The sequence below is a fragment of the Aeromonas sp. sia0103 genome (assembly GCF_963895295.1).
GTDB classification, from domain to species: Bacteria; Pseudomonadota; Gammaproteobacteria; order Enterobacterales; family Aeromonadaceae; genus Aeromonas; species Aeromonas encheleia.
Map to the genome: position 1 here is coordinate 1 of NZ_CAWQKG010000002.1, position 21,477 is coordinate 21,477.

Here is a 21,477-nt window from a genome sequence, read left to right on the forward strand (position 1 = left end):
ATTACGCTCCTCACTTCGAAAGTCAAGCGCTTGTTTTCGCTTTTCTTTCGGCGCCCACTTCACGAGGAAGCTGGCTCATCAGTCCGGCGTGTTCTGCCGTGCTGGTAGGGGCGCATTATAGGGAGCCAGGCCGCGATGACAAGGGGAAATATGCAAAAAAGCCTGCTTTTTGCGATTCATCGGTTCGAATGCCTATAAATCAAACAAAACGCCCCGCATCGGCGGGGCGTTAACGAGCAATGGCGCGGGTTTGCTACCTTTTTGACCAAAACTCCCGTGCAAAACTGCGCACCTTTTCCCAATCGGTAAACTCGAGATCCTTGCTGGTGTCCGTGCTGCCCCCGGTCAACCTCATGATCAGCTGGATGATGCGGGTCTGCCACCAGTTATAGCGGGAATATTGCAGCGCACCGGCAAACACCCCCAGCGTCTTCGGCTTCCACGGCGAGAGGCGCAGGAACTTCTTCATATAAGCATTGGTTTGCGGTGTCTGCTTCTCGGGCTTGCGCGCCGTCAGGTTGACACAGAAGAAGGCCGCATTGGCCACTTCCAGCTGTTCATGATGTGCATGGATAAAGCTGAGCAGGCTGGGATGGAAGTTGCCGTAACGAATAGAGGCGCCGATCAACACCTTCTTGAACTTGCTGAGGTTGCACATGGGCAGGGTATGCAGGTCATGCATCACCACCTCGCATGCTGGCATCTCTTCCAGCATGGCATCCACGATTTTCCGTGTTTGGCCGTCCCGAGAAGAATAAAGCACCAAAATCTTATCCATACCTACCTCAACTACGCCAGAATGCAGGAGTAAACAGTACCAGAAGTGTGAAAATTTCCAATCGGCCAAACAGCATGGCGACCACCAGGATCCACTGGGCCGTCGCCGAGATATTGCCAAAGTTGCTGGAGACCTCACCCAAGCCAGGCCCCACGTTGGTGAAGGCGGCCGCCACGGCCGTGAACGCGGTCACCTCGTTCAACCCCGTCATCAGCAACAGCAGCATGAAGATGAAGAACAGGATGATATAGGTGGCGAAGTAGCCCCACACCGCCTCGACGATCCGCTCCGGCACCGCCCGCCGCCCCAGTTTGAGGGTATAGATGGCGCGTGGGTGCACCAGCCGCTTGAGCTCACGCATCCCCTGCAGAAACAGGATCATGAAGCGCATCACCTTGATGCCGCCCCCCGTGCTGCCCGCGCAGCAGCCAATAAAGGCGGAAAACATCAGCAGCATGGGCAGGAAGGAAGGCCAGTCGGCGTAGCTGGTCGTGCTGTAGCCCGTGGTCGTCCCGAGAGACACCGCCTGGAACAGGCCGTGGTTGAGTGCCTCCTGCCAGGTGGCGTAGTGGCCATGGAGCAGCAGGGAGACGAAGCAGATCAGCACCAGCACCCCTTGAATGGCCAGAAATACCTTCAATTCGGAGTCGCGCAGATAACTGCTCAGCCGGACAGGCTTGTGGGCGAACACCATGAAGTGCAGGGCAAAGTTGACGCTGGCTAGCAGCAGGAACAGCACCGTGATCAGGTTGATGGCCGGGCTGTTGAAGAAGCCGATGCTGGCATCGTGGGTCGAGAAGCCTCCCACCGACAGGGTGGAGAAGGAGTGACAGATGGCATCGAACAGGGTCATGCCAGCCATCCAGTAGGCCAGGGCGCAGAGCGACGTCAGCAGCAGATAGATGAACCAGAGCGCCTTGGCCGTCTCGGCGATGCGCGGGGTGACCTTGTTGTCCTTGACCGGCCCCGGGATCTCGGCACGGTAGAGCTGCATGCCCCCGATGCCGAGCAGCGGCAGGATGGCGACCGCCAGCACTATGATCCCCATGCCCCCCAGCCACTGCAGCAGCTGGCGATAGAAGAGGAAAGCCTTGGGCAGGTTGTCCAGCCCGGTCAGCACGGTCGCGCCCGTGGTCGTCAGGCCGGAGAAGGATTCGAAGAAGGCCTCGGAGACCGTCATGCCGGGCACCTCGCCCAGCAGGAACGGCAAGGCCCCCACGCTGCCCAACACGACCCAGAACAGCACGACGATAAGAAAACCCTCCTTGGAGCGGAGGTCTTTCTTATGATGGCGGTTCGGGAACCAGAGCAGGGCACCGAGCAGCAGGGCGATGAAGAAGGAATTGACAAACTCGGCACCGCCACCGTCACGGTACCCAAAAGCGACCATCGCGGGCAGCAGCATGGTCGAACTGAATAGCGCGACCAGCAGGCCAACAATACGAATAATGCTCAGAATCTGCATTCTGGCTCCCTCTTCAGGCTAAAAGAGCGATGGATTCTAGCCATCTAAGGGACGAAGAGATACCCGGCCATGAGTCCTATCTGTCAGTTCCTGGGCAATCCGGGTCCAGATGGCGGCATCCCAGGACACCTGCAGACGGACCTGCTGACCATAATCGGCCGTCAGCAACTGACCCTGATGGGCGGAGATCAGCGCCTCCACCGCGCCCATGTCGGTATAGTCACAGCAGATAAGGGAGCTGGTTTGCGGGCGTTGAATCCGGGTCTCGAGCCGCTTGAGCGCCGCCCCCACCCCGCCGCCATAGGCCTTGACCAGGCCGCCGGTGCCCAGCAGTACGCCACCGTAGTAACGCACCACCACGGCCGCGATCTCGCCGACACCTGAGCCCATCAGCTGGGCCAGCATGGGCTTGCCCGCCGTGCCCGAGGGTTCACCGTCATCGCTGAAACCGTACACCTGGCTATCCTGTGGCGCCCCGGCGACAAAGGCCCAGCAGTGATGCCGGGCCGTTGGGTGTTGCCGCTTGACCTCGCCGATCCAGGACTTGGCATCCTCGACCGTGGGGGTGTGAGCCAGCAGGGTGATGAAGCGACTCTTCTTGATCTCCTCACTCGACTCCATTGGCGCCGCCGGGATGGCATAGGCTGCCGCCATCAGAGCCCCGCTTGTCTGGTGAGATTCTCCACCCCGTTGGCATGCAGCACCACGTTGTCCTCGATGCGAATGCCACCGAAGGGACGCAGCGCCTCCACCTTGTTCCAGTTGACACGCTTGCCCTGCTCACCCTGGCGCAGCGGCTCCAGCAGGCTGTCGATGAAGTAGAGGCCTGGCTCGATAGTAAACACCTGACCCACCTCCATCACCCGAGTACAGCGCAGGTAGGGGAACTGCTCGGGCGCCGGCAGATGGGTGCCGCGCTCGTCCTGCATGAAGCCGCCCGCATCGTGTACCTGCAGGCCGAGGAAGTGGCCGAGGCCGTGGGGGAAGAACACATTGGTGACGCCGGTGTGAATCATCTCGTCCACCGACATGTCCACCAACTCCACGGCCTGTAACAGGCGCGCCAGCCTGTGGTGCATCTGCAGGTGTAGCTCGCTGTAGCGGCGACCCGGTTTGATCTCCTCGATGATCTCCTGCTGCTGCGCATCCAGCGCCGCGATCAGGTCGGCGAACTCGCCACGACGCCAGGCCCAGGTACGGGTGATGTCGGAGGCATAGCCGTGATAATCCACCCCGGCATCGATCAGGAAGGAGTGGCGCTCCGCATCCGGCACCCGCTGGGTAGACAGATGGGTGTAATGGAGGATGGCGGCGTTGCGGTTGATGGCGATGATGTTGCCATAGGGTGCCTCATTGGCGCCCTGTCCAACCGCCTTCATATAGGAGAGGTTGATCTCGAACTCGCTCGCCCCGGCCATGAAGGAGTCCTTGGCGGCGATATGGCCGCGCACGCCGATGCGGTTCGCCTCGCGCAGACACTCCAGCTCATAGGGCGTCTTGTAGGCGCGGTGATAGTGCAGGTAGTTGAGCACGGCCTCCGGGTTGGGCTGGCCCAGCCCCAGCAGCTGGCCCACCTCGAGGTGACCGCCCAGATAGGCCCACTCCTGCTTGTCGGCGGGCAGATGATCCGCCACCTGCTCCGGCTTGGTCAGGAAGCGAATGTCGAAGAAGTCGACCCAGAAGGCATTGGGCAGGTCCGCCACCTTGTGCCAGAAATCCACCGGGCGATAGAACAGCAAGACCGGCTTGCTCACCCCATCCACCAGCAGCCAGCAATGGGGATTGTCCAGCACCGGCAACCAGGCCTTGAAGTGTGGATTGACCTTGAAGGGGTAATCCTGATCGTCGAGGAAGATGCGGTGGGTCTGGCCCGAATGAATGGCCAGGCCGCCGAGCCCCTGCTGTTGCAGTATGTCGCGGGTGCGTTGCTGTAGGGTGTCGAGGTGCTGGGCAAAAAGTTGACTGTAACTGCTCATGGCGTCCTGCTCCGGGCAAATGTGGCTTCAGCATAACATCAAGCGAATTCTGGCTCGAACCGTCAAGCTGTCGCTTCGTGAGGTAACGCATAGGTTACAAGGATTTTGTTATGAAACAAAAACCAGCCATTAACAAATAAAGAACAATTCAATACACTGCCAGCAGATATAAGCAGTCAGGAACAATTCATGCACAACCTTTGCCTGTGGCAACCGGATCAGGACAGGATGCAAGGCTCCAACCTCCATCAGTTTATGGCCGAGGTCAACCACTTCCACGACCTGCAGCTGCGCAGCTATGCCGACCTGTACCAATGGTCGGTGGAGAAGACCACCCGCTTCTGGCCGCTGGTGTGGCAGCACTGTGGCGTCAAGGGCGAGCTGGGCAACATAGTGGCGGAGAACCGCCAGGACATGCAGCGCTCCCGCTGGTTCCCGGACAGTCGCCTCAACTTCGCCGAGAACCTGCTGCGCCGCCAGGACGAGAGCCCGGCCATCATCTCCCGCATCGAGGGAGGGGCGAGCCAGACCCTGAGCTGGGCCGAGCTGGGGGCGCGTGTCGCCCGCCTGAGCCAGTGGTTGCGTGCGCAGGGCATAGAGCGCGGCGATGTGGTCGCCGCCTATCTGCCCAATATTCCGGAGGCCGTGATCGCCATGCTGGCCACCACCAGCCTGGGGGCGGTCTGGACCTCCACCAGCCCCGATTTTGGCGAGGCCAGCGTGGTGGAGCGCTTAGGTCAGACCCGGCCCCGGGTGCTGTTCGCGGTGGACGGTTATCGTTACAACGGCAAGGGAATCGACATTCAAGCCAAGGTGGCCAGCGTGGTCGGCCAGATCGATAGCATAGAGCAGACGGTGATGATCCCGCTGCTCGGCCATCCCCTGCTGCTCGGCCAGGATTGGCAACAGATCCTGGCCAGCCAGCCGGACGCCAGCCTCAGCTTCGAACCCATGGGCTTCAACGATCCGCTCTACATCCTCTATTCGTCAGGCACCACCGGCAAACCCAAGTGCATAGTCCACGGCATCGGCGGCACCCTGCTGCAGCACCTCAAGGAGCATCAGCTGCACTGCGACGTCAAGCCGGGGGAGCGGGTGTTCTACTTCACCACCTGCGGCTGGATGATGTGGAACTGGCTGGTGAGCGCGCTTGCCTCCGGCGCCACTCTGGTGCTCTACGATGGCTCTCCCTTCTACCCAGACGGCAACGTACTCTGGGATCTGGCCCGCGACGAACAGGTCAGCCTGTTTGGCACCTCCGCCAAGTACCTGGATGCCTTGCACAAGCAGGGTTATGCCCCGATCAAGACCCATAAGCTGCCGGCCCTGCGGCTGATCTGCAGCACCGGTTCCGTGCTCTCGCCGGAAGGGTTCGACTACGTCTATCAGAGGATCAAGCAGGATGTGCAGCTCAGCTCCATCTCCGGCGGCACCGACATCTGCTCCTGCTTCGTCATCGGCAACCCCTTGAGCCCTGTCTATCGCGGCGAGAGCCAGGGCCGTGGTCTGGGGCTGGCGGTGCAGGTGTTCAACGAGGCGGGCCAGCCGGTGCAGGGCGAGAAGGGGGAGCTGGTCTGCACCAAGCCGTTCCCGGCCCAGCCCATCTACTTCTGGGGCGACGAGAACGGCGACAAGTATCACGCCGCCTACTTCGATCGCTTCGACAACATCTGGTGCCACGGCGACTGGATCGAGCTGACCGACACCGGCGGCGTCCTCTTCTATGGCCGCTCCGATGCCACCCTCAACCCGGGCGGCGTGCGCATCGGCACCAGCGAGATCTACCGCTACGTGGAGCGGCTGGACGAGGTGGAGGAGAGCATCGTCATCGGCCAGCAGTGGCAGCAGGACGAGCGGGTGGTGCTGTTCGTCAAGCTCAAGGCCGGGCTGCGGCTCGATGAGCTGCTGCGTGAGCGCATCCGCCAGCAGATCCGCCAACACTGCACCGCCCGCCATGTGCCCGCCCGCATCCTGCAGGTGGATGCCATTCCCCGTACCAAGTCCGGCAAGATAGTGGAGCTGGCGGTGCGCGAGGTGGTGCACAACAGGCCCGTCAACAACACCCATGCCCTCGCCGATCCCGAGGTATTGAACCAGTACCGCGACCGGCCGGAGCTGGCCAGCTGAGCCGGACCAGCAGAATAAAGGCGCCTCCTGGCGCCTTTATTCTGTCTCATCACCCAGAACGAGTTTTTACTCGAGATCTGTTAAACAATTGTTTTAAATAGGTGTTGAAATTGTCTTATTTTGGATCAATAGTGAGCCTCGCCCCCTGCTGGGGAGAAAGGAGCAAAGCCCCCCACCGCGTGGGAACAAGGAGACACTCTCATGATCTACCAAGGCGAAACCCTGTCGGTCAGCTACCTCGAACACGGCATTGCCGAGCTGAGGTTTGATGCCCCGGGTTCAGTCAACAAGCTGGATCGCGCTACCCTGCTCTCGCTGAGCGAAGCGATCGCCGCATTAAAACAAGAACGTGAACTAAAAGGTCTGATCCTCACCTCTGGCAAAGACGCCTTTATCGTCGGCGCCGACATCACCGAATTCCTGGAACTGTTCGATCTGCCGCAAGAAGACTTGCTCGGCTGGCTGAAGAAAGCCAACGACATCTTCAGTGCCATCGAAGATCTGCCGGTCCCGACCCTGTCCGCCATCAAGGGCCACGCCCTGGGCGGCGGCTGCGAAACCATACTGTCCACCGATTTCCGTCTGGCTGACACCACCGCCAGGATCGGCCTGCCCGAGACCAAACTCGGCATCATGCCGGGCTTTGGCGGCACAGTCCGCCTGCCACGGGTGATCGGTGCCGACAACGCCCTGGAGTGGATCACCACCGGCAAGGATGTCCGTGCCGATGATGCCCTCAAGGTGGGTGCCATCGATGCCGTGGTCGCCCCGGATGCCCTGCACGGCGCCGCCCTGCAGATGATGAGAGACGCCATCGCCGGCAAACTGGACTGGCAGGGCCGTCGCGCCGCCAAGAAGGCACCGCTGCGCCTCTCCAAGCTGGAAGCCATGATGAGCTTCAGCACCGCAGCCGGCATGGTCGCCGCGGTGGCAGGCAAGCACTACCCGGCCCCGATGATGGCAGTCAAAACCGTCGAGGCCGCCGCCGGCATGAGCCGCGACGAGGCGCTCAACGTCGAGGCGCAAGGCTTCATCAAGCTCGCCAAGACCGATGTCGCCAAGGCCCTGGTCGGCATCTTCCTCAACGATCAGCACATCAAGGCGCTGGCCAAGAAGGCCGCCAAGCAGGCCAAGAAGGCCACCAGCCACGCCGCCGTGCTCGGTGCCGGCATCATGGGGGGCGGCATCGCCTACCAGTCCGCCAGCAAGGGCATTCCGGCGGTGATGAAGGACATCAACGAGAAGGCGCTGGCGCTTGGCATGGGCGAAGCCACCAAGCTGCTCAACGGCCAGCTCGAGAAGGGCCGCATCGACGGCATCAAGATGGGCCAGGTGCTCTCCGCCATTACCCCCACCCTGAGCTATGACAGCGTCAAGCACGTGGATCTGGTGGTCGAGGCCGTGGTCGAGAATCCCAAGGTGAAGGCCGCCGTGCTGGGCGAAGTGGAAGCCATCATAGGTGATGATGCCGTGCTCGCCAGCAACACCTCCACCATCCCCATCTCCCTGCTGGCCAAGGGCCTGAAGCGCCCGCAGAATTTCTGCGGCATGCACTTCTTCAACCCGGTGCATCGCATGCCCCTGGTGGAGATCATCCGCGGCGAGCAGACCAGCGATGACACCATCAACCGCGTGGTGGCCTACGCCGCCGCCATGGGCAAGTCGCCGGTGGTGGTCAACGACTGCCCTGGCTTCTTCGTCAACCGGGTGCTGTTCCCCTACTTCTTCGGCTTCAACCAGCTGGTCGCCGATGGCGCCGACTTCGCCGCCGTCGACAAGGTGATGGAGAGAGAGTTTGGCTGGCCCATGGGCCCGGCCTACCTGCTGGACGTGGTCGGCATCGACACCGGTCACCATGCCGGTGACGTCATGGCCCAGGGTTTCCCGGCGCGCATGAGCAAGACCAGCCGCACCGCCATCGATGTGATGTATGACGCCAGCCGCTTCGGTCAGAAGAATGGCAAGGGCTTCTACGCCTACGAGCAGGACAAGAAGGGCAAGCCGAAGAAGGTGGCCGATGTCGCCGCTTACGAGCTGCTGGCCCCCATTGCCAAGCCGAAACAGGATTACGACAAGGACGCCATCATCGCCCGCATGATGATCCCCATGATCAACGAGGTGGTGCTCTGCCTGGAGGAAGGCATAGTCGCCACCCCGGCGGAAGCGGACATCGCGCTGGTCTATGGGCTGGGCTTCCCTCCCTTCCGTGGTGGCGTGTTCCGCTATCTGGACACCATAGGTCTGGATCGTTACGTGGCCATGGCCGACCAGTATGCCGATCTGGGCCCGCTCTACCGCGTCAGCGACAAGCTGCGTGCGATGGCCGCCCAGGGCAAAACCTTCTACTGATTGCGGAAAGGAGATCCATTCATGAAAGACGTAGTCATTGTCGACTGTATCCGGACCCCCATGGGCCGGTCCAAGGGCGGCGCCTTCCGCAACGTGCGTGCAGAAGATCTGTCCGCGCACCTGATGAGCTCCATCCTGCTGCGCAACCCCAACCTCGATCCGAACGAGATCGAGGACATCTACTGGGGCTGCGTGCAGCAGACCCTGGAGCAGGGCTTCAACATCGCCCGCAACGCGGCCCTGCTGGCCGGCATCCCGAAACAGGTCGGCGCCGTCACCGTCAACCGGCTGTGCGGCTCCAGCATGCAGGCGTTGCACGATGCCTCCCGCGCCATCCAGGTGGGTGACGGGGACATCTTCATCATCGGCGGCGTCGAGCACATGGGTCACGTGCCCATGAGCCACGGCGTCGACTTCCACCCCGGCATGGCCAAAACGGTGGCCAAGGCCTCCGGCATGATGGGGCTGACCGCCGAGATGCTGGGCAAGCTGCACGGCATCAGCCGTCAGCAGCAGGACGAGTTTGCCGCCCGCTCCCACCGCCGCGCCCATGCCGCCACCCTGGAAGGACGCTTCGCCAGGGAGATCGTCGGGCTGGAAGGCCATGACGCCAGCGGCGCCCGCTTCTTCTACGACTACGACGAGGTGATCCGGCCGGAGACCACGGTCGAGACCCTGGGCCAGCTGCGCCCGGTGTTCGACCCGGTCAACGGCACCGTCACCGCCGGCACCTCCTCGGCCCTGTCCGACGGCGCCGCCGCCATGCTGGTGATGAGCGCGGATCGGGCCAAGGCGCTGGGGCTGACCCCCCGCGCCAGGGTACGGGCCATGGCCATCGCCGGCTGTGACGCCGCCATCATGGGTTACGGCCCGGTGCCCGCCACCCAGAAGGCGCTCAAGCGGGCCGGTCTGACCGTCGGCGACATCGACCTGTTCGAGTTGAACGAGGCCTTCGCCGCCCAGTCCCTGCCATGCGTCAAGGATCTGGGGCTGCAGGATCTGGTGGACGAGAAGGTGAACCTGAACGGCGGTGCCATCGCCCTGGGCCACCCGCTCGGCTGCTCCGGTGCCCGCATCTCCACCACCCTGATCAACCTGATGGAAGAGAAGGATGCCACCCTGGGGGTCGCGACCATGTGTATCGGTCTGGGCCAGGGCATCGCCACCGTGTTCGAGCGGGTGTGATGAACTGAAAGTCGCTGATCCGGCCATCTCGGCTAGATCAGGGTATCGCCCGCACTCGTGGGTGAGGGCGATACCGAATTGTCTGCTGTGGGGTCGGCCTGACCGACCCGTCATCGAGTCTGTGGAGATCGCCACACGGGGTGATCTCCTGCCGTCGGAATCTGCGTGTTGGCCGCCCCGTTTGGGTCGGCCTTTTTTCTTCTCAACCCCGGATCTGGGGCTATATTGCCCATAACCTCACATTAGGAGGGGGGCTTGCTTGCTTTTTGCCCCCTCGACAGGTTCAATCTGCACAAAAAAATGGGTGGATGCACATACATATGTCAACGAGCAAACAATTGCTGATCGTCGACGACGACCAAGAGATCCGCGAGCTGCTCAATGAATACCTGAGCCGGGCCGGCTTTCAGGTATTGACGGCGGCAGGGGGCGACGAGATGCGTCAGCAACTCGCCCAGCACAGCCCGGATCTGATCATCCTGGACATCATGATGCCCGGCGACGACGGCTTTACCCTCTGCCAGCAGATCCGTCGTGACTCTCAGGTGCCCATCATCATGCTGACCGCCGCGTCTGACGAGGCGGATCGGGTGATCGGCCTGGAGCTTGGGGCGGATGACTATATCGCCAAGCCGTTCAGCCCGCGCGAGCTGCAGGCCCGCATCAAGGCGCTGCTGCGCCGGGCCGAATTCCGCCAGCCGGAAAAAGAGAAGGAGCCGAGCCGTCGCCTGCGCTTCGCCGACTGGACCCTGGACACCCTGAGCCATCAGCTGACCCACGACGACGGCAGCCTGCTGGATCTCTCCGGCAGCGATGCCCTGCTGCTCGGCATGTTCCTGCAGCAGCCCGGCGTGGTGCTGGACAGAGACACCATCTCGGATGCCACCCGTGGCCGTGAGAGCCTGCCGATGGAGCGCGGCATCGACGTGCAGATCAGTCGCCTGCGCCAGAAGCTCGGTGACAACGGCAAGAGCCCGCGCATCATCAAGACCATACGGGGCAGCGGCTACATGCTGATCGCCGAAGTCCACGAGATCCCATGAAAGACCAGACGTTCTGGCAGGCGCAGCGCCATAGCTGCGGCTACCCGCTGATCGACAAGAGGCACGAGATCCCATGAAAAGCCGGCGGTTCTGGCAGGCGCTGGTGCCCCGCTCCCTGCTGTCGCGGATGCTGTTGCTGTTGCTGCTCGCCATCCTGCTCTCCCAGACCATACTCACCGGCATCTGGATGCAGCAGATCCAGAAGCGGGAGCTGGAAGGCATGCTCAGCACCACCCGCAACCTGGCGCTGTCGGCCGCCTCCACCGTCAACTTCTTCAAGTCCCTGCCGCTGCAGTACCGCCATATCGCGCTGGACCAGCTGCGCAACATGGGGGGCAGCCGCTTCTTCGTGTCGCTGAACGAGGAGGAGATCCACATCAGCGCCATCCCGGACAGCGAGCGCAAGACGCTGGTGCTGAAGGAGGTGGAGGAGGTGCTCGCCCGCAAGCTCTCCGACGCCATGGCCATCAAGGTGGACTTCTCCCGTCCGGAAGAGCTGCACGTCTTCAACAACGACACCCTGCTGGCGGATCTGCCCTCCTCCTGGGCCCGCTACACCCTCTCCCTCGAACCCATCAATCCCCCGGTGCTGGTGACCCAGATCGAGATAGAGCCGGGGGAGTGGCTCTACCTGGCGGCCCTGTTGCCCGCCCCCTACATGACGCTCGACGATACCGTGATGCCGAGCAACCAGGTGCGCTTCATCGCCCTGATGACGGTGTTCCTCTGCTTCTTCACCTTCCTGCTGGTACGCTGGCAGACCCGGCCCCTGCGCCGGCTCGCCAAGGCGGCGGTCAATCTCGGCAAGGACATCGATCAGCCTCCCCTCAAGGAGGAAGGGGCCTCCGAGATAGTGGCGGCGACCCGCGCCTTCAACATCATGCAGCAGCGTATCCGCCGCTTCATCGATGACAGGGAGCGACTGTTCAGCTCCATCTCCCACGATCTCAAGACCCCCATCACCCGGCTGCGGCTGCGGGTCGAACTGCTCGACAACGAGACCCAGATCGCCAAGTTCAGCAAGGATCTCGACGAGCTGGAGCTGATGGTGAAGGGGGCGCTGCAGACGGTGAAGGAGACCGACATCCACGAGAACATCGAGCTTATCGACGTCAACCTCCTGCTGGAGCAGATGGCCGAGGCCATGAACCTGCACGAGGATCGGCTCACCATAGAGGGGCACTGCAAGTGGCCCTATCGCGGCAAGCTGCTGGCGCTCAAGCGCTGCATCGGCAATCTGGTGGACAATGGCATCAAATATGGCCAGAAGGTGCGCATCATCATCATGGATGACGAGGAGATGCTGATCCTGTTCATCATGGACGAAGGTCAGGGCCTGCCGGAAGATCAGCTGGAGCGCATCTTCGAACCCTACTACCGGTTGAGCTCAGATCCCTCTGGGACCGGCCTCGGCCTCGGCATCGCCCGCAACATCGCCCACGCCCACGGCGGCGATCTGGTGCTGGAAAATCGCCCGCAGGGTGGCCTGCAGGCCACCCTCTCCCTACCAAGGTAGTAACCTTATGAAGTGGTTGTCTTTTTCTGTCATAGCCCTGTTGTCCCTGCCGGTCGGCGCCGCCCAGGTGGAGGTGCTGCACTGGTGGACGTCCGGCGGTGAAGCCAGGGCGGTGGAGGTGCTCAAGTCGGAATGGGCGGAGCGCGGCAACCAGTGGAACGACTTCGCGGTGCAGGGCGGCGGCGGCAAGAGCGCCATGACGGTGCTCAAGAGCCGGGCGCTGGCGGCCAACCCGCCGGAGGCGGCGCACCTCAAGGGCTATGAATTGCACGAGTGGGCCGGGCTCGGCTTCCTGCGCGACCTCAGCCCCATGGCCGAACACCTCGGCTGGTACCCGCAGCTCTCCCCCATGGTGCGCGAAACCCTCAGCCAGAACGGCGCCCTGATGGCGGTGCCGACCGGCATCCACAGAGTCAACTGGCTGTGGCTCAACCGCAAGGTGTTCGAGCGGCTGGGGCTGACCCCGCCCACCGACTGGAACCAATTCGTGGCGGTGGCGGAGCAGCTCAAGGCGCAGGGAGTGGCGCCGCTCGCCATCGGCAACGAGCCCTGGCAGCTGGCGGTGCTGTTCGAAACGGTGGCGCTGGGGGAAGGCGGCAAGGCGTTCTACCGCAAGGCCTTCCTGGAGCAGGACGAGGCGACCCTGACCGGGCCCGACATGGTGCGGGTACTGACCCGCTTCCAGCAACTGCGTGGCTACGTGCCGGAGAAGTATGCCGGGCTGAAGTGGCACCAGGCCACCAACCTGCTGGAGAGTGGCGGCGCCGCCATGCAGATCATGGGGGACTGGGTGAAGGGGGAGCTGAGCGCCGGCAACTATCGGCCAGGGGAGGATATCGAATGCCTGCCCAGCCCGGGTAGCCAGGGGCTGTTCAGCTACAACCTGGACTCCATCGCCATGTTCAAACAGCGGGATCCCGCCCAGATACAGGCCCAGGGCGAGCTGGCCCAGTTGCTGATGACGCCGAAATTTCAGGAGGAGTTCAACCGGGTGAAGGGCTCCATCCCCGCCCTCAACCAGCCGGACATGAGCAGGTTCGATCGCTGCGCCATCCGCTCCTACGAGGACTTCCGGCTGGCGGAGCGCGATGGCAACCTGCTGCCCAGCATGGCGGAGGGGATGGCCACGCCGACCAACATGCGCCAGGCGATCATGGACGTGCTGAGCAACTTCTTCAACGATACCAAGGCCAATCCCGAGCAGACGGCGCTGCAGCTGGAGCGCGCCATGCGCTCGACCCGCTCCGGTGCCGAGCAGAAATGACAAAGGCGGATCCTGTCCGCCTTTGAGTACCGGGAGAGCCTGAGTGGCTCAGGAGCGATCGTTCTCGTCTTCGTCCTCGTCGTAGTAGTCGCTGAGCTCGATCCAGAGCCCCAGACCGATCATCACCATGGCACCAAACCAGGTACCAGTGTTTCCAATCGGGCTGCCCAACACTATCATGGCGAAAGACAGGAACCCCATGCCTGCGTAGGCTTGTAATCTGCCGTAGGAGACCTGCATATTCACACCTCCTTGTTGAATATGGTTCAATTTTTATATTACTCATCGAGCCGGGAGTGGATAGGGCCTGATCACATTTTGGTTACATATGCTGCATATCGCCCTGTAATTTGATTATTTTTTCGCCTTGAGTATTATTGGCAGCTGAATTGGTTGAAGGTTGATTATTGATGAGTGCTTTATTCTGCGATGCAACCCATGAATTGGACGCAATTGGGCTTCGTTGCCCCGAACCCGTGACGATAGCGCGCAAGAAAGTGCGGCTGAAGGTTGATTATTAATGACTACTTTATTCTGCGATGCGACTCACGAGTTGGACGCAATCGGGCTTCGTTGCCCCGAACCCGTGATGATGGTGCGCAAGAAAGTGCGGCTGATGGCCGAGGGGGAGACCCTGCTGGTCAGTGCCGACGATCCCTCGACGACCCGCGACATCCCCAGTTTCTGCCGTTTCATGGATCACACCCTGATCGCCAGCGAAACCGAGCAGGCCCCTTATCGCTACCTGATCCGCAAGGGTCAATGAGCCCAGTTCCGGAGCAAACATGACAGCCATTACCCGAATTGGCACCACGGCCCGCTGGTCAGATGTGGTCATCCACAACGGCACCCTCTATGTGGTGGAAGTCCCCGCCACCGAGACCGCCAACATTCACCAGCAGACCCGCGAGGTGCTGGACAGCCTGCAGCGTCTGCTGGAGGCCAACGGCTCCGGTGTCGACAAGCTCCTGATGGCCAACATCTACCTCAAGGACATCGCCGACATCGCCGCCTTCAACGCGCTGTGGGATGCCTGGCTCCCGGCCGGTACAGCGCCGGTGCGTGCCTGCGTGCAGGCCCGTCTCGCCCACGAAGGCTACAAGGTAGAGGTCCAGCTGACCGCCGCGGTCTGAATCGAAGCGGATGGCCCCCTCCAACAGGAGACGCTGTGCCAGTCCGCCAGATAGCAAAAGCCCCGCCAGCGAACTGGCGGGGCTTTTCGTTGCACGAGTCTAATTGATTATCAGGCGGTCGGCGTCAGGGTGATGGTCACCCGACGGTTCTGGGCCTTGCCGGCGGCGGTGCTGTTGGTGGCAACCGGCTGATCCGGACCCACTCCGCTGGTGGCGATGCGGCTACCGGCCACACCCTGACCGATCAGCTGGGCGGCGACGGCATCGGTGCGCTGGGCGGAGAGCTTCATGTTCAGCTCGCGGGAGCCGGTGCTGTCGGTGTGACCGACCACGTTCAGACGGGTCTTGTCGAACTCGGCCACTACCATGGCCACGCCGGACAGGGTGTTGGCACCGGCCGCCTTCAGCTGGGCGCTGGAGCTGTCGAAGGTGACGTTGTTCGGCATGTTCAGGATCAGCTGATCGCCGCTACGGGTCACGCTGACACCTGTGCCTTGCAGCTTCTCGCGCAGCTTGGCTTCCTGCACATCCATGTAATAACCGATGCCGCCACCCAGGGCGGCGCCGGCGGCCACACCGGTCAGGATCCCCTTCTTGCGATCCCCCTTGCTGGAGGAAAGCGCACCCACGGCGGCGCCCGTCGCGGCACCGGCCAGCGCCCCCCAGGCCCCCTTGGAGGTCTGGGATTCACCGGTATAGGGATTGGTGGTACAGCCGGACATGGCGATGGTCAGAGCAAGCGCTGGAACTAGTTTCTTGAAATGCATGGGAAAAACCTCTGAAAAAACCGACTCGAGCCGGACGAGTCGCGCATTCTACCTCAGGGGGGCGCCAGAGTGTGACGCGCACGCATCGCGGAAATGAACAAGGGGGCCTGAGCCCCCTTGTATCTTGATCACGACGGCATGGTTGCCATCACGCTCGCATCGCCTGCCCATGCAGGTCGCTCATCAGTATTTGATGTCGCGAGCCTCGTCACGGCCTTCCTGCTTGTTCTGGCGATGTTCCTGACGGCAATCGGCATTGCCGAACACACCACTGCGGCAATCTTGCTTGGCTTGGCGGGATTCCTGACGCGTGTCCTGGCGCACATCGCGGGCATCACGGCGTTGTTCCGCCTGTTCGGTTGCCAGTACCGGCACGGCGGCCAGCAAAGCGGCAGCTGCAAGCAGCACAGATATGGATTTTTTCATGGTGACTCCTTGGCTAGGCGAAATATACCGGCTTGGCGTTACTGAAATTATACACTGAGGCCAACATGGCCGCGGCAAGGGGCCTGGTATGGTGCCCACTTGCAAGCGGCCGCTCGGGATCAGTATTTGATGTCGCGGGCCTCGTCGCGGCCTTCCTGCTTGCTGTCACGGTGTTCTTGACGGCAATCGGCATTGCCGACCAGACCTTCGCGGCACTCTTGCTTGGCGTCGCGGGACTCCTGACGGGTGTCCTGACGCACATCACGGGCATCGCGGCGTTCCCCGGCCTGTTCGGTGGCCTGTGCAGGCAGAACAGCCAACAGGGAACTGGCGGCCAACAGCGCGAATACGAACTTCTTCATGATTAACTCCACAGGGTAGACGGGATACATGGATATCACGTCACTTGATTATATACGGAACCACGACTAGCAACGTCCGGCAGGGCGATCCCCTGCAGACTTGTCTGGGTCATTCACGCCGATGAGCCGAGCCTGGGTGGGTCCAGTCAGACCCGCCAGCAGGGTGGACGCTTGAGATCAGTATTTGACGTCGCGAGCCTTCTCCCGAACATCCTGCTTCACTTCACGCTTGTCCTGGCGGCACTCGTAGTTGTCCTTGTTGTTGGCCTGACGACAATCTACCTTGGCCTCCCGGACCTCGGGGCGCACTTCCTGGCGCACATCGCGGGAATCCTGGCGATCGGTCGCCTGGGCAGGCATCACGGCCAGCAAAGAGCTGCAAGCCAGGATCAGGCCGCCAAGGGCGCGTACTCGAGATGGGATCAATGACATGGGAATTTCCTCAAAATGGTTAGGCGGATTTTGAGCAGCGATCACTGTATGCCAACTGAACCGGTGAGCTAATAATGGAGCCACCCTACCCCCGTTGGCACTCGGCATGGCAGGGGCAGGTCACCAGATGATCGTTCACCATCCCCACAGCCTGCATGAAAGCGTAGCAAATCGTACTGCCGACGAAGGTAAAACCGAGTTTCTTGAGCGCCTTTGCCATAGCGTCAGATTCTGACGAGGTAGCCGGGATGTCACCATTTCCCTGGCGCCGATTGACGATGGGAGCACCGCCGACGAAGCCCCAGAGGAAGTCGGCGAAGTCGATCCCCTGCGCCTCCAGCGCCAGATAGGCCCTGGCATTTTTGATGATCGACTGGACCTTAAGCCGGTTGCGGATGATGCCGGTGTCTTGCATCAGCCGCGCCACATCCTGCTCGTCGAAGGCGATGATGAGCCCGGGGTCGAACCCGGCATAGGCGCGGTAGTAACCGTCGGTGCGCTTGAGGATGGTGATCCAGGAGAGACCCGCCTGCTGACCATCCAGGCAAAGTTTGGCAAACAGCTCGCGCGAGTCGTGCACCGGCCGCCCCCACTGTCTGTCATGGTATTCGATATATTCCGGGTCCTTGGTCACCCAGGCGCAGCGTAGTTCCATTCCTTATCCCCTGTCATTTTTCCGATGCCCGACATGCCGACTGCTGCGGTGACTTCCTGTGGTAAACATCCCGGCCCAACCAGGCCCGGCACGGCGCCACCCCATGAATCCCCTGCAATTTCGCCTATTATCCGACCATGCCAGACGGTATACTCCTTCGGTTCACATTCAGCAAATCTTGCTCTGATCTCATTTCGCGCGAAAAACACTATGCAAAAATTCGATGTCAAAACCTTTCAGGGCCTGATCCTGCAGCTGCAGGACTATTGGTCCCGCCAGGGCTGTACCATCATTCAGCCGCTGGATATGGAAGTGGGTGCCGGTACCTCACACCCCATGACCTGCCTGCGCGCCCTGGGCCCCGAGCCCATCGCCTGCGCCTACGTGCAACCGTCCCGCCGTCCGACCGACGGCCGCTACGGTGAAAACCCGAACCGCCTGCAGCACTATTACCAGTTCCAGGTGATCATCAAGCCTTCCCCCGACAACATTCAGGAACTCTACCTCGGCTCGCTGAAAGAGCTGGGCATGGACCCTGAGATCCACGACATCCGCTTCGTGGAAGACAACTGGGAAAACCCGACTCTGGGTGCCTGGGGTCTGGGCTGGGAAGTCTGGCTCAACGGCATGGAAGTGACTCAGTTCACCTACTTCCAGCAGGTGGGCGGCCTGGAGTGCAAGCCGGTGACCGGCGAGATCACCTATGGTCTCGAGCGTCTGGCCATGTACATCCAGGGCGTCGACAGCGTCTATGACCTGGTGTGGTCCGATGGCCCCCTGGGCAAGACCACCTATGGCGATGTGTTCCACCAGAATGAGGTGGAGCAGTCCACTTACAACTTCGAACACGCCGACGTGGACTTCCTGTTCCACTGCTTCGAGCAGTACGAGAAAGAGGCCCAGCACCTGCTGGCTCTGGAAACGCCGCTGCCGCTGCCCGCTTACGAGCGGATCCTGAAAGCCGCCCACTCCTTCAACCTGCTGGATGCCCGCAAGGCCATCTCGGTCACCGAGCGTCAGCGCTACATACTGCGCATTCGCACCCTGACCAAGGCCGTGGCCGAGGCGTACTACGCCTCCCGCGAAGCGCTGGGCTTCCCCATGTGCAAGCGCAGCGACGAAGAGAACAAGCAAGGTTAAGGAACGGACATGGCACAACATACATTTCTGGTAGAGATCGGCACCGCTGAGCTGCCGCCCAAGGCGCTGCGCACCCTGGCCGAAGCCTTTGCCGACAACCTCAAGGGCGAGCTGACCAAGGCCGATCTGGCCTTCGGCGACGTCGAGTGGTTTGCCTCACCGCGCCGTCTGGCGCTGAAAGTGCACGCGCTGGCCGGCGAGCAGCCGAGCAAGAGCGTCGAGAAGCGCGGCCCGGCCGTCTCCCAGGCGTTCGATGCCGACGGCAAGCCGACCAAGGCCGCCGAAGGCTGGGCCCGTGGCAACGGCATCACAGTCGAACAAGCCGAGCGTCTGGTCACCGACAAGGGGGAGTGGCTGGTCCACACCGCCAAGGTCGAAGGCCGTCCGGCCAAGGATCTGCTGGGTGAGCTGGTCGCTGCTGCGCTGGCCAAGCTGCCCATCCCCAAGATGATGCGCTGGGGCGACAAGACCATCCAGTTTGTGCGTCCGGTGTTCACCGTGACCCTGCTGCTGGACGGCGATCTGGTGCCCGCCACCATCCTGGGGATCGACTCCGCCCGCACCATTCGCGGTCACCGCTTCATGGGCGAGCCCGAGTTCCAAATCGACAACGCCAGCCAGTACCCGCAGATCCTGCTGGAAAAAGGCAAAGTGGTTGCCGACTTCATGGCCCGCAAGGCCAAGATCAAGGCTGACGCCGAAGCGGCCGCTGCCGCCTTCGGTGGCGTCGCCGATCTGGACGACGCCCTGCTGGAAGAAGTCACCGCCCTGGTCGAATGGCCGGTGGTGCTGACCGCCAACTTCGAAGAGAAGTTCCTGGCGGTGCCGGCCGAGGCGCTGGTGCACACCATGAAGGGTGACCAGAAGTACTTCCCGGTCTACGACAAGAGCGGCAAGCTGCTGCCGAAGTTCATCTTCGTCACCAACATCGAGTCCAAGGACCCGAGCCAGATCATCAGCGGCAACGAGAAGGTGGTGCGCCCCCGTCTCTCTGACGCCGAGTTCTTCTTCAAGACCGACCTCAAGCAAACCCTGGCCTCCCGCCTGCCGCGCCTCGAGACCGTGCTGTTCCAGCAACAGCTCGGCACCGTCAAGGCCAAGGTCGAGCGCATCGAAACCGTCGCCGGCTTTATCGCCGAGCGCATCGGTGCCAATGTGGCTCAGGCCAAACGTGCCGGCCTGCTCTCCAAGTGCGATCTCATGACCAACATGGTCGGCGAGTTCGCCAGCACCCAGGGTGTCATGGGGATGCACTACGCCCGTCACGACGGCGAAGACGAAGTGGTGGCCGTGGCCCTCAACGAGCAGTACATGCCGCGCTTCGCCGGTGATGCCCTGCCGTCCGCGCTGGAAGCCTGCGCCGTCGCGCTGGCCGACAAGCTCGACACCCTGGCCGGTATCTTCGGCATCGGCATGCTGCCCAAAGGTGACAAGGATCCGTTTGCCCTGCGCCGCGCCGCCATCGGTGCCCTGCGCATCATGACCGAGAAGCAGCTGGATCTGGATCTGGTGGAACTGGTGGAAGAAGCGGTACGCGTCTACGGCGACAAGCTGACCAACAAGACCGTCGTCACCGACGTGGTCGACTTTATGCTGGGCCGCTTCCGCGCCGCCTATCAGGACGAAGGCATAGGTGCCGACGTGGTGCTGGCCGTACTGGCCCGCCGCCCGACCCGCCCGCTCGACTTCGATCGTCGCGTCAAGGCCGTCAGCCACTTCCGCAGTCTGGATGCCGCCCTGGCGCTGGCTGCCGCCAACAAGCGCGTCAGCAACATCCTGGCCAAGGTGGAAGGCGAGCTGCCGACCGTGGTCAAACCGGAACTGCTGCAGGATGCCGCCGAGCAGGCGCTGGCCACTCAGGTTGCCGCCCTGCAAAGCGAGCTGGCACCGCTGTTCGCCGCCGGTGACTATCAGGCGGCCCTCACCCGTCTGGCCGCCCTGCGCGAGCCGGTCGACACCTTCTTCAACGAGGTGATGGTGATGGCAGAAGACGAGGCCCTCAAGGCCAACCGTCTGGCGCTGCTAAACAACCTGCGCAACCTGTTCCTGCAAGTAGCGGATATCTCGCTGCTGCAGTGATTTAGGTTGATTAAGTGATATAAAAACGGCGCCGCGAGGCGCCGTTTTTAATTAAAGAACAGAATCAAGAGCATATATTAACCAGTTAATAACCCAGTTATAGATATATACCAACGAGATCTAAATCACACATAAGAAGCCACTAAATCATATAATGGTTATCATTTCTCAATAATTTACCTGTATGAAAAACACAATACTATTTCTTGCCTGTATCACCATGAGTGGCTGCGCATCAATCATTTCATCTGTCGGAGATGATTTTTACCCAGAAAAAACCAAAGGAAAAAGTGAGCAAGATGTTGTCACTATATATACTGATGATGAAATCAATAGCTACGATGTCGCACTATATAACAAGAACAGTACACTGATAGAAAAAATAAGATCTGAATCTATTTTTTATATAGAAAGAACATTCGTTGATGAACCAATAAAAATCATGTCAGCTATAACTAGTGCAATCCCAACCGATAAGACTGAGCAACAAAAAGATCTAAAACTAAGACATCCGAGAGTTATTCTACCTGCTGGTGAGTTTACGCTTTTTGTGGGTTGTAAATATCATAGCGCAGGATACTCATACAATAACTACATATATATCCCCATGAAATTAACCAAAGGGGAAAAATACATTGTGTCATGCTATAAAAATGATAAGGATTTGTATCCATCAGGGAAAATAACAAAACTTTCAAATGTAAATTGATCGCTCTCTGTAAATTCAGATAATAAGTGCAACGCCCATGGTGCATTATCTCGTATGTTGGGCTAAAAATC

The 21,477-nt window shown here is 61.1% G+C and carries 21 protein-coding genes; 11 read left to right on the plus strand and 10 right to left on the minus strand.

The annotated features are described in order from the left end of the window. Positions 1-253 precede the first annotated feature (253 nt). Genes hemG through pepQ form a run of 4 tightly spaced genes read right to left on the minus strand, consistent with a single transcriptional unit; the run spans position 254 to position 4,219 of the window. Positions 254-778 carry a menaquinone-dependent protoporphyrinogen IX dehydrogenase gene (hemG, locus tag AACW18_RS00650; protein ID WP_218389858.1) on the minus strand — a complete coding sequence of 175 codons (525 nt, stop codon included), beginning with the start codon at positions 776-778 and terminating at the stop codon, positions 254-256. Between the two features lie 7 nt (positions 779-785). Beyond that, positions 786-2,243, minus strand: a complete 1,458-nt coding sequence (locus tag AACW18_RS00655; protein WP_042651614.1) for a TrkH family potassium uptake protein — start codon at positions 2,241-2,243, stop codon at positions 786-788. A 36-nt stretch (positions 2,244-2,279) separates the two neighbouring features. After that, the gene (locus AACW18_RS00660) at positions 2,280-2,897 is read right to left on the minus strand and encodes a YigZ family protein (protein WP_218389859.1); all 618 of its coding nucleotides are present in this window, start codon (positions 2,895-2,897) and stop codon (positions 2,280-2,282) included. Next, positions 2,897-4,219 (minus strand): Xaa-Pro dipeptidase, encoded by a 1,323-nt coding sequence (gene pepQ / locus AACW18_RS00665; RefSeq protein WP_218330006.1) that lies wholly within the window; start codon positions 4,217-4,219, stop codon positions 2,897-2,899. Before pepQ ends, AACW18_RS00660 begins: the two co-directional genes overlap by 1 nt. A 189-nt stretch (positions 4,220-4,408) precedes the next feature. On the opposite strand from pepQ, the gene AACW18_RS00670 reads away from it, so the two are divergent. From AACW18_RS00670 to AACW18_RS00695, 6 genes are all read left to right on the plus strand, one after another. Continuing rightward, entirely contained in the window at positions 4,409-6,346 is a 1,938-nt protein-coding gene (locus tag AACW18_RS00670; protein WP_218389860.1) for an acetoacetate--CoA ligase, read from the plus strand. Positions 6,347-6,547: 201 nt separating this feature from the next. Beyond that, complete coding sequence (gene fadB, locus AACW18_RS00675; protein ID WP_218389861.1) at positions 6,548-8,695, plus strand: fatty acid oxidation complex subunit alpha FadB; 2,148 nt, start codon at positions 6,548-6,550, stop codon at positions 8,693-8,695. A 21-nt stretch (positions 8,696-8,716) separates the two neighbouring features. Further along, the gene (gene fadA, locus AACW18_RS00680) at positions 8,717-9,880 is read left to right on the plus strand and encodes an acetyl-CoA C-acyltransferase FadA (protein WP_033132552.1); all 1,164 of its coding nucleotides are present in this window, start codon (positions 8,717-8,719) and stop codon (positions 9,878-9,880) included. A 320-nt stretch (positions 9,881-10,200) separates the two neighbouring features. Beyond that, the gene (locus tag AACW18_RS00685; protein ID WP_033132551.1) at positions 10,201-10,923 is read left to right on the plus strand and encodes a response regulator; all 723 of its coding nucleotides are present in this window, start codon (positions 10,201-10,203) and stop codon (positions 10,921-10,923) included. A gap of 73 nt (positions 10,924-10,996) precedes the next feature. Then, entirely contained in the window at positions 10,997-12,439 is a 1,443-nt protein-coding gene (locus AACW18_RS00690; protein WP_042651619.1) for an ATP-binding protein, read from the plus strand. Positions 12,440-12,446: 7 nt separating this feature from the next. Next, complete coding sequence (locus AACW18_RS00695) at positions 12,447-13,703, plus strand: ABC transporter substrate-binding protein (protein WP_042651620.1); 1,257 nt, start codon at positions 12,447-12,449, stop codon at positions 13,701-13,703. 48 nt (positions 13,704-13,751) lie between these two features. Here the strand turns inward: AACW18_RS00695 and AACW18_RS00700 are convergent, their stop codons facing one another. Next, the gene (locus AACW18_RS00700) at positions 13,752-13,943 is read right to left on the minus strand and encodes a hypothetical protein (RefSeq protein WP_042651621.1); all 192 of its coding nucleotides are present in this window, start codon (positions 13,941-13,943) and stop codon (positions 13,752-13,754) included. 280 nt (positions 13,944-14,223) lie between these two features. Here AACW18_RS00700 and tusA point away from each other — a divergent pair, with 280 nt between their 5' ends. Together tusA and AACW18_RS00715 are read left to right on the plus strand one after the other, a co-directional pair. Then, positions 14,224-14,469, plus strand: a complete 246-nt coding sequence (gene tusA / locus AACW18_RS00710; protein WP_218389863.1) for a sulfurtransferase TusA — start codon at positions 14,224-14,226, stop codon at positions 14,467-14,469. 19 nt (positions 14,470-14,488) lie between these two features. After that, complete coding sequence (locus tag AACW18_RS00715) at positions 14,489-14,836, plus strand: RidA family protein (protein WP_218389864.1); 348 nt, start codon at positions 14,489-14,491, stop codon at positions 14,834-14,836. A gap of 110 nt (positions 14,837-14,946) precedes the next feature. On the opposite strand, the gene AACW18_RS00720 is transcribed toward AACW18_RS00715, so the two are convergent. The 5 genes from AACW18_RS00720 to AACW18_RS00740 form a co-directional block, all read right to left on the minus strand. Further along, positions 14,947-15,603: an OmpA family lipoprotein gene (locus AACW18_RS00720; protein ID WP_218389865.1), complete on the minus strand. Its 657-nt coding sequence runs from the start codon at positions 15,601-15,603 to the stop codon at positions 14,947-14,949. Positions 15,604-15,786: 183 nt separating this feature from the next. Then, positions 15,787-16,029 carry a hypothetical protein gene (locus AACW18_RS00725; protein WP_218389866.1) on the minus strand — a complete coding sequence of 81 codons (243 nt, stop codon included), beginning with the start codon at positions 16,027-16,029 and terminating at the stop codon, positions 15,787-15,789. A gap of 119 nt (positions 16,030-16,148) precedes the next feature. Beyond that, positions 16,149-16,391, minus strand: coding sequence for a hypothetical protein (locus AACW18_RS00730; protein ID WP_042651625.1), 243 nt, complete (start codon positions 16,389-16,391; stop codon positions 16,149-16,151). Positions 16,392-16,568: 177 nt separating this feature from the next. Beyond that, positions 16,569-16,823, minus strand: coding sequence for a hypothetical protein (locus AACW18_RS00735; RefSeq protein WP_218292664.1), 255 nt, complete (start codon positions 16,821-16,823; stop codon positions 16,569-16,571). Between the two features lie 85 nt (positions 16,824-16,908). Continuing rightward, the gene (locus tag AACW18_RS00740) at positions 16,909-17,478 is read right to left on the minus strand and encodes a DNA-3-methyladenine glycosylase I (RefSeq protein WP_218389867.1); all 570 of its coding nucleotides are present in this window, start codon (positions 17,476-17,478) and stop codon (positions 16,909-16,911) included. A gap of 210 nt (positions 17,479-17,688) precedes the next feature. Between AACW18_RS00740 and glyQ the strand changes: the two genes are divergently transcribed. The 3 genes from glyQ to AACW18_RS00755 all read left to right on the plus strand — a co-directional run bounded on the left by glyQ (position 17,689) and on the right by AACW18_RS00755 (position 21,406). Beyond that, the gene (gene glyQ, locus AACW18_RS00745) at positions 17,689-18,618 is read left to right on the plus strand and encodes a glycine--tRNA ligase subunit alpha (protein WP_042651628.1); all 930 of its coding nucleotides are present in this window, start codon (positions 17,689-17,691) and stop codon (positions 18,616-18,618) included. Between the two features lie 9 nt (positions 18,619-18,627). Then, the gene (gene glyS, locus AACW18_RS00750) at positions 18,628-20,697 is read left to right on the plus strand and encodes a glycine--tRNA ligase subunit beta (RefSeq protein ID WP_218389868.1); all 2,070 of its coding nucleotides are present in this window, start codon (positions 18,628-18,630) and stop codon (positions 20,695-20,697) included. A 184-nt stretch (positions 20,698-20,881) separates the two neighbouring features. Continuing rightward, the gene (locus tag AACW18_RS00755; RefSeq protein WP_218389869.1) at positions 20,882-21,406 is read left to right on the plus strand and encodes a hypothetical protein; all 525 of its coding nucleotides are present in this window, start codon (positions 20,882-20,884) and stop codon (positions 21,404-21,406) included. The last annotated feature ends 71 nt before the right edge of the window (positions 21,407-21,477 follow it).

Bases quoted from the DNA above. Each gene is read 5' to 3' on its own strand.
- hemG (WP_218389858.1), bottom strand. From the start codon at position 778: ATGGATAAGATTTTGGTGCTTTATTCTTCTCGGGACGGCCAAACACGG.
- AACW18_RS00655 (WP_042651614.1), bottom strand. From the start codon at position 2,243: ATGCAGATTCTGAGCATTATTCGTATTGTTGGCCTGCTGGTCGCGCTA.
- AACW18_RS00660 (WP_218389859.1), bottom strand. From the start codon at position 2,897: ATGGCGGCAGCCTATGCCATCCCGGCGGCGCCAATGGAGTCGAGTGAG.
- pepQ (WP_218330006.1), bottom strand. From the start codon at position 4,219: ATGAGCAGTTACAGTCAACTTTTTGCCCAGCACCTCGACACCCTACAG.
- AACW18_RS00670 (WP_218389860.1), top strand. From the start codon at position 4,409: ATGCACAACCTTTGCCTGTGGCAACCGGATCAGGACAGGATGCAAGGC.
- fadB (WP_218389861.1), top strand. From the start codon at position 6,548: ATGATCTACCAAGGCGAAACCCTGTCGGTCAGCTACCTCGAACACGGC.
- fadA (WP_033132552.1), top strand. From the start codon at position 8,717: ATGAAAGACGTAGTCATTGTCGACTGTATCCGGACCCCCATGGGCCGG.
- AACW18_RS00685 (WP_033132551.1), top strand. From the start codon at position 10,201: ATGTCAACGAGCAAACAATTGCTGATCGTCGACGACGACCAAGAGATC.
- AACW18_RS00690 (WP_042651619.1), top strand. From the start codon at position 10,997: ATGAAAAGCCGGCGGTTCTGGCAGGCGCTGGTGCCCCGCTCCCTGCTG.
- AACW18_RS00695 (WP_042651620.1), top strand. From the start codon at position 12,447: ATGAAGTGGTTGTCTTTTTCTGTCATAGCCCTGTTGTCCCTGCCGGTC.
- AACW18_RS00700 (WP_042651621.1), bottom strand. From the start codon at position 13,943: ATGCAGGTCTCCTACGGCAGATTACAAGCCTACGCAGGCATGGGGTTC.
- tusA (WP_218389863.1), top strand. From the start codon at position 14,224: ATGACTACTTTATTCTGCGATGCGACTCACGAGTTGGACGCAATCGGG.
- AACW18_RS00715 (WP_218389864.1), top strand. From the start codon at position 14,489: ATGACAGCCATTACCCGAATTGGCACCACGGCCCGCTGGTCAGATGTG.
- AACW18_RS00720 (WP_218389865.1), bottom strand. From the start codon at position 15,603: ATGCATTTCAAGAAACTAGTTCCAGCGCTTGCTCTGACCATCGCCATG.
- AACW18_RS00725 (WP_218389866.1), bottom strand. From the start codon at position 16,029: ATGAAAAAATCCATATCTGTGCTGCTTGCAGCTGCCGCTTTGCTGGCC.
- AACW18_RS00730 (WP_042651625.1), bottom strand. From the start codon at position 16,391: ATGAAGAAGTTCGTATTCGCGCTGTTGGCCGCCAGTTCCCTGTTGGCT.
- AACW18_RS00735 (WP_218292664.1), bottom strand. From the start codon at position 16,823: ATGTCATTGATCCCATCTCGAGTACGCGCCCTTGGCGGCCTGATCCTG.
- AACW18_RS00740 (WP_218389867.1), bottom strand. From the start codon at position 17,478: ATGGAACTACGCTGCGCCTGGGTGACCAAGGACCCGGAATATATCGAA.
- glyQ (WP_042651628.1), top strand. From the start codon at position 17,689: ATGCAAAAATTCGATGTCAAAACCTTTCAGGGCCTGATCCTGCAGCTG.
- glyS (WP_218389868.1), top strand. From the start codon at position 18,628: ATGGCACAACATACATTTCTGGTAGAGATCGGCACCGCTGAGCTGCCG.
- AACW18_RS00755 (WP_218389869.1), top strand. From the start codon at position 20,882: ATGAAAAACACAATACTATTTCTTGCCTGTATCACCATGAGTGGCTGC.